10 protein-coding genes are annotated in these 10,394 nt (G+C 51.1%); 9 read left to right on the top strand and 1 reads right to left on the bottom strand.

The window, feature by feature from the left end:
* The first annotated feature begins 278 nt into the window (after positions 1–278).
* The 6 genes from ACFORK_RS11095 (at position 279) to ACFORK_RS11120 (ending at position 7,569) form a co-directional block, all read left to right on the top strand.
* A complete protein-coding gene (locus ACFORK_RS11095) occupies positions 279–1,853 on the top strand; it encodes a peptidoglycan DD-metalloendopeptidase family protein (RefSeq protein ID WP_379198704.1) in 1,575 nt (524 codons plus the stop codon).
* A gap of 150 nt (positions 1,854–2,003) precedes the next feature.
* Complete coding sequence (yycF, locus tag ACFORK_RS11100) at positions 2,004–2,741, top strand: response regulator YycF (protein ID WP_379198706.1); 738 nt, start codon at positions 2,004–2,006, stop codon at positions 2,739–2,741.
* Positions 2,738–4,567, top strand: coding sequence for a cell wall metabolism sensor histidine kinase WalK (walK, locus tag ACFORK_RS11105; RefSeq protein WP_379198708.1), 1,830 nt, complete (start codon positions 2,738–2,740; stop codon positions 4,565–4,567). Before yycF ends, walK begins: the two co-directional genes overlap by 4 nt.
* Positions 4,564–5,886 carry a YycH family regulatory protein gene (locus ACFORK_RS11110; protein ID WP_379198710.1) on the top strand — a complete coding sequence of 441 codons (1,323 nt, stop codon included), beginning with the start codon at positions 4,564–4,566 and terminating at the stop codon, positions 5,884–5,886. The genes walK and ACFORK_RS11110 overlap by 4 nt, the downstream gene beginning before the upstream one ends.
* 26 nt (positions 5,887–5,912) lie before the next feature.
* Positions 5,913–6,650 (top strand): two-component system regulatory protein YycI, encoded by a 738-nt coding sequence (gene yycI, locus ACFORK_RS11115; RefSeq protein ID WP_379198712.1) that lies wholly within the window; start codon positions 5,913–5,915, stop codon positions 6,648–6,650.
* Positions 6,651–6,762: 112 nt separating this feature from the next.
* Positions 6,763–7,569, top strand: a complete 807-nt coding sequence (locus tag ACFORK_RS11120; protein ID WP_379198714.1) for an MBL fold metallo-hydrolase — start codon at positions 6,763–6,765, stop codon at positions 7,567–7,569.
* Here ACFORK_RS11120 and ACFORK_RS11125 read toward each other — a convergent pair.
* Complete coding sequence (locus ACFORK_RS11125) at positions 7,538–7,744, bottom strand: hypothetical protein (protein ID WP_379198716.1); 207 nt, start codon at positions 7,742–7,744, stop codon at positions 7,538–7,540. The two genes, ACFORK_RS11120 and ACFORK_RS11125, sit on opposite strands and share 32 nt — an antisense overlap.
* A 344-nt stretch (positions 7,745–8,088) precedes the next feature.
* On the opposite strand from ACFORK_RS11125, the gene ACFORK_RS11130 reads away from it, so the two are divergent.
* The 3 genes from ACFORK_RS11130 to ACFORK_RS11140 all read left to right on the top strand — a co-directional run bounded on the left by ACFORK_RS11130 (position 8,089) and on the right by ACFORK_RS11140 (position 10,239).
* On the top strand, positions 8,089–9,330 hold the full coding sequence (locus tag ACFORK_RS11130) for a S1C family serine protease (RefSeq protein ID WP_379199341.1): 1,242 nt from the start codon (positions 8,089–8,091) through the stop codon (positions 9,328–9,330).
* Between the two features lie 290 nt (positions 9,331–9,620).
* Positions 9,621–9,821, top strand: a complete 201-nt coding sequence (locus tag ACFORK_RS11135) for a cold-shock protein (protein WP_039878010.1) — start codon at positions 9,621–9,623, stop codon at positions 9,819–9,821.
* A gap of 187 nt (positions 9,822–10,008) precedes the next feature.
* Positions 10,009–10,239 (top strand): cold-shock protein, encoded by a 231-nt coding sequence (locus ACFORK_RS11140; RefSeq protein WP_066377880.1) that lies wholly within the window; start codon positions 10,009–10,011, stop codon positions 10,237–10,239.
* Positions 10,240–10,394 lie beyond the last annotated feature (155 nt).

The following is a 10,394-nucleotide window of genomic DNA, read 5'->3' on the forward strand; positions in this document are numbered from 1 at the left end:
CTGTAAAGCCTATACTACTGGAAAAAACCCGCGTTTTCAGCGGGTTTTTCCATGTCAGTAAAGTTGAAAATCCTCGGCTGGCTATGTTAAAGTAGACAAGGATTGAATAAGGTTAATATTTTGTAACCTTTTTTCGTAGCTACAGACTAGAGAGAACCATACAAATCGATGCAGCATAGAAGCAGCAATTTATACAGCAGAGGATACACATGGGATCGCAATTTTAAGCTTGGTCGCTGACCTGCGGCATGGAGATGCAAGCTGAAAGGGAGAGTTTCATGAAAGGATTCAAGTTAATACGCCGGGTGGGGAAGCTGCAGAACAGCGCGGAGATGCCTGCGGAGTCCGGTGTGAAGGATGTTCATGAAGAAAGAAAGCCCCGAAGACGGTGGCGTTACTGGGCACTGGCTTTAGCTGGGGTGGCGCTGCTCACCATCTTTGCCATCAATGCAGAGAAGAAGTACGTTGCTGCTAACACGGAGTCCTTTTACCGGGTAATGCTGCGTGACAAGGAGATCGGTACAATCGGTGACACCGGTGAGCTGTCCGCCCTATTCGAGAAGAAGAGACTGGAGTATCAGACTAAGTACCCAGGAGCGCTGATGGTTGTACAGACGGACGGGATTACGACGAAGCCTGATCAGGCTTACAAGCCTAAGGTTGAAAGCGAAGCCACTCTAAAGAAATTGGATGGCATGCTCAAAGCCTACGCGGTAGGTGTACAGCTGATGGTGAACGGTAAAGCCGTCGGCATCGTTAAGGATCAGGAAACGGCTAATGCCGTGTTGCAAGGTGTGAAGCAGCATTATGTACCAGAAACGGGAGCATCACAAGGCGCTCAGCTGAAGCGGACGGCGGCGAGCGGGAAAGCGGTGGCCTCTGGGTCTAAAGCCTCACCGGAGCTGGTGGGATCGGCGAAGATTCGTGAACAAGTGACGATTGAACCAGCCAAAGCAGACCCGAACAAGGTGCTGGGCGTGGAAGAAGCGATCAAGGTGCTGACGGAAGGCAAGGATGCTCCGCTGATTTATGAGGTTCAGGAAGGTGACACCATTTCGGCTATCGCCAAGCGGTTTGGAATCACACAGGCTGATATTTTCCGTAACAATCCTGGGGTCAAGGAATTGACACTACAGATCGGGGATGAGCTGCAGCTCACGGTACCCCAGCCGGAGCTTACCGTTGTAACGGTAGAGAAGGTGTCCGAGCAGATTGTTACGGAACCGGAAGTGATCGTGCGTACAAGCGATCTGTTGGAAGCCGGGAAGAGCAAGGTGGTTCGTCCCGGACAAACCGGACTTAAAGAGATGGAGTACCGGTTGACTAAGGAGAACGGAGTCGTGGTGCAGGAGGAATGGCTGGGCCAGACGGTGCTGAAGGACTCACTCCCGGAGGTTGTATACCGGGGCACCAAAGTGGCCAAGCAAGCATCTGGCACCAAAGCGGCCGTGCAAGCCTCTGGCATCAAAGCGGCCATGCAATCATCGGGTATGTTTGCATGGCCGGTTAGCGGGGCTACGATCTCCAGCAGCTTTGGTGAACGGTGGGGCCGTGCCCATAAGGGTGTAGATCTGGTGTCCGGTAATCGGAAGATCAAGGCCTCGGATGCCGGCACGGTGTCCTTTGCGGGTGTGCAGAGCGGCTATGGCAATGTAGTGATTATTAATCACAACAATGGCTATGAGACTTATTATGGCCACCTCAGCAGTATTGCTGTATCCCGGGGACAGCGTCTGGAGCAGGGCGCGACGATTGGCGTCATGGGCAGCACGGGACGTTCCACAGGTACGCATCTGCATTTCGAGATCCGTAAGAACGGATCGGCATTGAATCCTATGAAGTATTTAAAATAATTCATATCTTCTAACAGGCCGTCCGAGACTTCCTTCGGGCGGCTTCTGTTTTCCCTCGGCAGACTGCTTAATTGGGAGGATGTGAGGCCACGGCAGGTATGTTAGAATAAAGGAATGTAAGCAAGTACAGAGAGAAAGGTGAAGCCGCATATGCAGATGGGAACGATTCTGGTTGTGGACGATGAGCAGCCTATTGCTGATATTTTGAAATTTAACCTTGAAAAAGAAGGCTATGAGGTCATTTGTGCCTTTGATGGCAATAGCGCAGTAGAGTTGGCTTTGTCCAAACGGCCCGATCTTATGCTGCTGGATCTGATGCTTCCCGGCAAGGACGGGATGGATGTATGCCGGGAGGTACGCTCGGCCCATCTGGATATTCCGATCATAATGCTCACAGCCAAGGACGGGGAGATCGACAAGGTACTCGGGCTGGAGCTGGGGGCCGACGATTATGTAACCAAGCCGTTCAGCACGCGTGAGCTGCTGGCCCGGGTTAAGGCGCAGATGCGGCGGCAGCACAAGCCCAGTGCGGCAGAGACGCTCAGTAACGAGCCTCCTGTAGCCAAGCAGGGCATTCACCATTTCGATTTGTTTATAGATACGGATATGTACATGGTTTATAAAGATGGAGAAGCGCTCGATCTGACGCATCGGGAGTACGAGCTGCTCTACTATATGATCCGCCATGCTGGCAAGGTCATGACCCGGGAGCATTTGCTACAGGCCGTTTGGGGCTTTGAATACTTCGGTGATGTGCGGACCGTGGATGTTACGATCCGGCGTCTGCGGGAGAAGATTGAGGAGAACCCCAGCAAACCGGAATATATCTTTACCCGACGCGGTCTTGGTTATTTGATGCATAGCCCCAAAAACGGAGGGTTAGGATGAAGGGACTGTCCTTTTTCCGGACGATTCAAGCCAAGTTCATTATCATTTATGTCCTGCTGATCTTGATTGCGATGCAACTGATCGGCGTCTATTTTGTCAGCTCGATGAAAAATTCACTGACCGACAACTTTACGAAGGATCTCAAGGCGAGAGCCGAGATGCTGTCCATTCTGACTGCAGACAAGTTCGGTAGTGAGGCTGGTACCATCGATGAGGAGACAGCGGTAGAGAGTCTGCGCGGAATGGTGAACAATCTCTACATTAACGGTGCCGAAATACAGGTGCTGGATGCCAACGGTAAGATTATCACGACGTCTGTCCCTTCACAGAATGACTATGTAGGTCAGCGAAATACGCAGACCGTGGTCAGCCGTGCCCTTCAAGGCATTAGCGACAATGAGGAATATATTATCGGCGATGACAATGTACGCAAGAAGGTCGTTGCAAAGCCGGTACTCTCCGGCGGTAAAGTCGTGGGCGCTATTTATATCGCTGCCGATATGAAGGATCTCTATGCCACGATGAGCCGGATTAACAGTGTATTCATCTCCGGCCTATTACTTGCGCTGACCCTTACGGCGGTGCTTGGCGTTATCATTGCCCACACATTCACACAGCCGATCAAGGAGATGACTCGTCATGCTACGGCAGTGGCTGAAGGGCGCTTCAACCGGAAAATGCCCGTCTTTGGCAATGACGAGATCGGTCAGCTGAGTCAGGCCTTCAACTATATGACAGGCCGATTGCATGAGGCGCTGTCACAGAATGAGGAAGAGAAGGAGAAGCTGGCCTCCATTCTGACGAACATGAGCGACGGCGTGGTGGCAACCGACGAGACAGGCGTGGTCATTCTGATGAACCGCCGCGCCGCGCTGATGCTGGGTGCCGAAGGGCCGCTCCCAGAGGGGGCGCCCTTGAATGAACTACTCGGCTTGGACCCTGAGCAGGCCGGAGCCTTGCCGCGTGACAATGCCCATTCGGCCATGCTCCGTTTGTTGCCGATGGACGGTGGTGACCCTAATATTGTGCGGGTCACCTTCACGCCGATCCACCGCCGGGAAGGCGGGATCGCAGGAACGATCGCCGTGCTCCAGGATGTCACGGAGCAGGAGAACCTGGAGGAATCCCGCCGCGAGTTCGTGGCGAATGTATCGCATGAGCTGCGTACGCCGCTCACGACGATCAAGAGCTATGCCGAGGCGCTGGATGACGGCGCACTGGATGATCCGCAGCTGGCTGCCCGCTTTGTCGGAGTCATCCGCAATGAGACAGAGCGGATGATCCGGCTCGTAACGGATCTGCTGCATCTATCGCGGCTGGACTCCAAGGAGGCTCTTCTGCGTATACAGCAGACGGATGTGGCCGAGATGCTGGAGGATGTGGCAGACCGTTTCTCCTTCCAGATCCGGCAGAAGCGGATCAATATCCGTACGAAGGTGCGCAAGGAGGCTGCTTCCGCTTGGCTGGACCGTGATCAGATTGATCAGGTGCTGGGCAATCTGGTGTCCAATGCGCTCAAGTATACGCCCGAGGGCGGCAGTATTGAGCTGGAAGCCCTGCAGAATGAAGAAGGGATGCTATCGATCTCTGTGCGAGATTCCGGAATCGGGATTCCGAAGAAGGATATTGAGCGCATTTTTGAACGCTTTTACCGGGTAGATAAGGCCCGCTCACGCAACATGGGGGGAACCGGTCTTGGACTCTCCATTGCCCGGGAAATTGTGAAGGCGCACGGAGGCTCTATTTCCTTGCAATCTGAAGTCGACCAAGGCTCGAAGGTGACCTTCACGCTGCCTCTGAACGAGCAAAGGGGGAGTGAAGCGTGAAGGAGAGAGTAAAGACATGGATTCTTGCGCTGCTCGTCCTCAGCAGTCTCGTAGAGAGCTATTATCTGATATATCGCTTGCCGGGCAGCGACTCGGCGGTGATGTCGGAGAATTTGTATGTAAAGACAGACAACATGGGACCGGAGGAAAAGGTAGAGAACCTGCTCTATCCCGACAAGATGATTATTCATATGGGCGAGGACAAGCATACGCTGTTTTATCCTAGCTCCACGTTCTACAACTTGATCATCAATCGGTTGAAGGGCCGCACCTTCGAGAGCTTCCAGCGCCGGTCGGTGGACGACTTCGACTGGAATAAGATCCGCAAAGAGAACCCGGGCATTGAGCTTTCCTTCGGTGCAGGGATTCCTGTAACGCTGCTGCAACGGGTGATGCAGCTCTCGCCCGATTCCTTGTTCGCCGGGGAGAGCATCGACCGAATCTGGATCTACAATGTCAAGAATGATTCCAAAGCGCATGCCATCTTCTTCAGTACGAGAGGCGACATCGTCTATGAGGCGGCTAAAGCCGACTTGACCGTGCAGGACGTTCAGCAGCATGTGGATTTCGGCAAGAACTGGACGCTATATACGACGGCGAACGGCGATTATTATGTACCGACAGACAAGCTGTCGCTGGTAGAGGTCGAAATTCCTTCTGGTTTGTATACTATTGAGCAAATGCAGAGCAATCTCTTCTTCGATACCAGCAGCACGCGGTATATTCGCGAGAAGGACGGATCGGAGATCTATACAGACAGTAAGCGCAGTCTCCAGGTGGATCAAGAGCAGAACTGGATGAGTTACAGTGATCCGGCGGCCTTGCCAGCCGGGGAGAGTACGCCTGCGAAGGATGCGCTGGAAGCTGTGGACTTCGTGAACCAGCATGGAGGCTGGAATGGAACCTATCGGCTGGCTGCGGCGGAAGACGAAACGCAGGACCAACTGCCAATAGGGGACGGTAACAAGGAGCGACGGGTATCTTTTCAACAATACTATGGTTCTTACCCTTACGGCTCCTATCCGATCCTGAACCGCCCGGAGCTGAAATTCGGTGTGATTCATTTGGAACTGCAGAAGGGGACTGTCTCTTCTTATGAGCGCTCTCTGTTGTATCTGAACGAGAATCAGGCGGTGAAAAAGGTGGCCGAGCTATCGGGGGGCGAAGTACTGCTTAGCCGATTGGCCCAAGTCAGCAAGACCTCGCCGATTCAGGATTTAACACCGGCCTATATCCCTTCGCTGAAGGGAGAGAAGCTGCAGCTGGTGCCGGTATGGAAGGTTACGCTGCGTGACGGCAGTATGTTTACGCTGGATTAAGCTATTCACTTGAAGGAGGAACGGAGATGGATTGGGGAAGAGCCAAAAATGTGCTGATCTACGCTTTTTTACTGTTGAATATGCTGCTGTGTTATCAACTGTGGATCGACCTACGCGATCAGGTCAGCGCCAATCTGGATTTCACTTCCCTCTCCGAAACTACACAGCAAGTGATGGAGCAGAAGGGAATCCGTATTCTGTGCCCAATCCCGGCGGCAACGCCGCAGCTTCCTGGCATTACATACCGCTACTCCGGGGATGAGCAGAGCGAGCAGCCAGTTCTGCTCAAGCGGCCGATAGACAGTAAGCTGATCTTTACATTCTCTGAGCTTAGTCGTGAGCTGCAAAATGAAATACCTGATATTTCTAATTACCAGTTCGATCCATTGGAGAGCGGAGCGGGCAAATTCGTGCTGCATCCGCTGGTGAAGAAGGAATGGCCGCTGTTTAGGGTCAGGCTGGAGTTAATCTACAACAACCAGAAGATTGTGGCGTACCGAAGTCCCAAAATCGAGATAGGGCTGGGCAGCAATGAGGATGTGCAGAAGGTGCTTCCGGCGTCTAACGCCCTGAGCAGTCTGATTGAGAAATATTTTCCTCCGGACACGGCAGTCAAGGAAATTCAGCTGGGCTATTACGGGGAATTGTTCAATTCCGAAAGCCAGGTGGCTGCCCCGATGTGGCGGTTCATGCTGGAGAATGGCAAGTCCTATTATGTGGACGCCATCAGCGCGGACATCATCAGTCCCAAGACAACAGATTAGAACCTCTCTGCCGCCTTGGCGGCACCATCAGAGGATTGAATTTCATGGGAGACCGATATTCTCTAGTGAAATATAGAAATATCGTGATTTCAGGATAGAAGGAGTAGTAAACATGGGGATATCTTTTTCAGTATTGTCCAGTGGTTCTACAGGTAACGTGACCGTGGTACGCAATGGGGAGACAACGCTGATGATTGATGCGGGTCTTAGTGCGAAGCGGATCGACGAGCTATTGGGCATGCGTGAGCTGACCGGGCAGGATATTGACGGGATTCTGGTGACCCACGAGCATTCCGATCATATCAAGGGGCTCGGGGCTATGGCCCGTAAATATGAGCTGCCCATCTACGCCAACACCAATACCTGGAGAGCCATCGAGAAGGGCATCGGGAAAATACCGGACCATCATCGCGTGATTATGGAGACCGGACAGCAGAGGGATTTCGGCAGTCTGCGTGTGGAGTCGTTCGCAATCTCCCATGATGCCGCAGAGCCGGTGGGCTACAACTTTTATGATGGCAAAGAGAAGCTGTGCGTAGCTACAGACCTGGGGTATGTCAGCGATAAGGTAAGGATGGCGATTGCCGATTCCGATGTGCTGGTGCTAGAGGCTAACCATGATATCGAGATGCTGCGGATGGGACGCTACCCTTGGAACACCAAACGCCGTATTCTCGGCGACATGGGCCATCTCTCCAACGAAGCTGCGGGCGCAGCCCTGAGTGAGATCCTGACGGGGCGGACGAAACGCACCTATCTGGCGCACTTGAGCCTGGATCATAATATGATGGATCTAGCGAAGATGTCTGTGCGCGGCGCCATGGAGGACCGGGGTTGCTTCTACAAAGACAGCGAATTTAAACTATGCGAGACTTATTATGACCGCCCTACGCCATGGGATACGGTGAGCCAGCCATAAGCTGGTCCAGTTCGGATGTCTTGTGTTCCAGTTCCTGACGAGTGATCAGGCCCTTGTCGATCAACAGCTCGATGACGGCACTGAGGGCATGTGTCATATGGTAATGCTCATCCTTCAAATCACCAAGCTTACCGATAAATTGCACCAAATCCATGTTTAGTGAAGAGGATTCCATTTCTTTGCACTTCCTTTGGGGATGAGATAGGGGTTTGGGAAAAATGTGCAGAATAATTACGGCGGAAAAGCCGCGAAAGCGTGCCCGCCTGTGATACAATCAATACAGAGCGTTTAGGCGTAAGTGACAATTGGAGCTTTCTACTATTGTAGTCTTTTAAGTCGTAAAATATTCCCTGATTGAAAGAATATGAGACCCCTACGCTTGGAATCCGCCTATTTGGGTGAATGGATAAAGTGAAACCTTTTGGCACTCTTTGGAGTCTTGAAAGAGTACGAAGCCGTTCGGGTGTTGCTTGGCGTTCAGGTATGAATGCAGTAGCAATAGAGGGGAGAGGATTACAGTTGGGATTGTTTGATGATGATTTTTATTCAACGAAGGTACCACGGCGGAGCAGAGAACAGGACAAATCCAAAGGCTTTTCACGCGGGTGGCGTACTAGCAGATCGCGCCGTAGTCTCTCAACATGGCAGATCTCTGCAGTTAGCTCCGTAATCAGTGCGGTGGTAGCAGTATTGCTGTTCAGCCTGGTGACCGGGCAATGGGCGCCGGAGCGAGCAAAAAGCTCAACCGTCATTGAGAACGTGACGCCGAGCAGTGGCGATCCTTATGATCGTATTATTCAGGCGGCGGCGATGGTCCGTCCTGCCGTAGTAAGTATCGTTAACCACAAGGAAGATAACAAGGAACAGAATATTCTGGATCAGTCCTCACTGGGCTCCGGAGTTATTTATAAGAAAGATACGAATAAGGCCTACATCATTACCAATAACCATGTCGTTCAGGGAGCAGGCAAGCTGGAGATTGTTACGGTGGCTGGGGAGACCCGCAGAGCCGAACTGGTCGGCGCAGATAAGGTAAGCGATATTGCTGTGTTGTCCATTGACGCCAAGGGAATCAACACCGTGGCCCAGATTGGCGATTCCTCCAAGCTGCGTCTTGGAGAGACCGTCATAGCCATTGGCAATCCGCTTGGTCTTGGTGACACGCTGACTTCTGGCATTGTAAGTTACACGGAGCGGAAGATTCCGGTCTCTCTCAACCAGGATGGTGTATACGACTGGGAGCAGGAGGTCATCCAGACCGATGCGGCTATCAATGAAGGCAATAGTGGTGGTGCGCTGGTAGATCTCAACGGCAAGGTAATCGGGATCAATACGATGAAAATTTCGGATACTGGTGTAGAAGGGCTTGGCTTTGCCATCCCGGCCAATCATGTTATGGAGACGGCGGAGGAGCTAACCAGCAAGGGGAAAATCGCACGATCCTATCTCGGTGTCTACACTGTGGATCTGAACAATCCATATGTCCCGCTGGCTGAAGATCAACGCAAGGAACTGAACCTGCCTGCGGCGGTTAAAGATGGTGTAGTTGTACTCGATGCTGTTGGACCGGCAAAGGTTGCGGGCCTCCAGTTCAATGACGTTATCACAAAATTTGACGGAGAGCCGATTACTTCTACCCTTTCACTGCGGAAGTATTTGTATAATCACACCAAGATCGGTGACGAATTGCAGATCACTTTTTACAGAAATGGGGTTCTGAAGCAGGTCTCGGTAAAACTTTTGGAGAAACCTGAGGAATAAAACCTTCAGAAATGGTATATAATGATACAGCAGTCATGACCAGACAGGCTGACAGCCCTTACATTGGGAAGTCAGCCTTTTGTGGGAAAAAACGGAGATATTCGGATGGGTCAGCTTGCCTTTACTCCGCAGGTGTGGTACTATGAAAACAATCATACATTTGATACCTAATTCTCGCGTTGAAAAGGGCTGTCAATTTAAGTAATATACAACCTTTTTCAATGTGTGAATTTTTTCTTTGTTTGAAGATAAAAAGAACATATTAATTTAAATTTGTGGAGGTTACACACATGCAAACAGGTACAGTTAAATGGTTCAACGCTGAAAAAGGATTCGGATTTATCGAAGTTGAAGGCGGTAGCGACGTATTCGTACACTTCAGTGCGATCACTGGCGAAGGCTTCAAAACTTTGGACGAAGGCCAACGCGTTGAATTCAACGTTGTTCAAGGCAACCGTGGTCCACAAGCCGAAAACGTTGTAAAACTGTAATAATAGAAGATACCGTCCCCGCTTGTTGAAAGTTGGGACGGTCTTTTTTTAACAGAATTCAACACCTATGTAAAGGCTCCGTATTGGGGCTTTTCTTATTATTATAGAGGTGTAAGCATAAATCTTAACATTTTGGGGTATCATGTATCGTTAATCCACTTGTGGCATAAAGGAAGGAGGAACGGCAATGAACTACCGGAAGAAACCCGTGGAGGAAATCCCGGAAGAGAATACCGCGATTTGGGCCTGTACGAACGAGGGGTGCAATGGATGGATGAGGGACAATTTTGCTTTTGACACTGTACCTTCTTGTCGTCTCTGCAACGCTCCGATGGTCCGCAGTATGAAGATGCTGCCGCTGCTGCTCAATTCCAACGGTGATCTAAAGTCGCTGAAGAAAGGTATTTCCATTACGTGACGGGCGCCTTTATGAGCCAAGCCTAGTATAGAATAACGCACAAACTCCAAGACGGTTAAACCGTCTTATTTTTTTTGCTTTCTTGTCACTACTTTGTGATATTTGTCACAAAATTTATATTTTTATAGCTAAATTAGAGCGTATAATGTGATTTA

The sequence above is a fragment of the Paenibacillus sp. GCM10012306 genome, from assembly GCF_042649265.1.
GTDB lineage: Bacteria > Bacillota > Bacilli > Paenibacillales > Paenibacillaceae > Paenibacillus_AQ.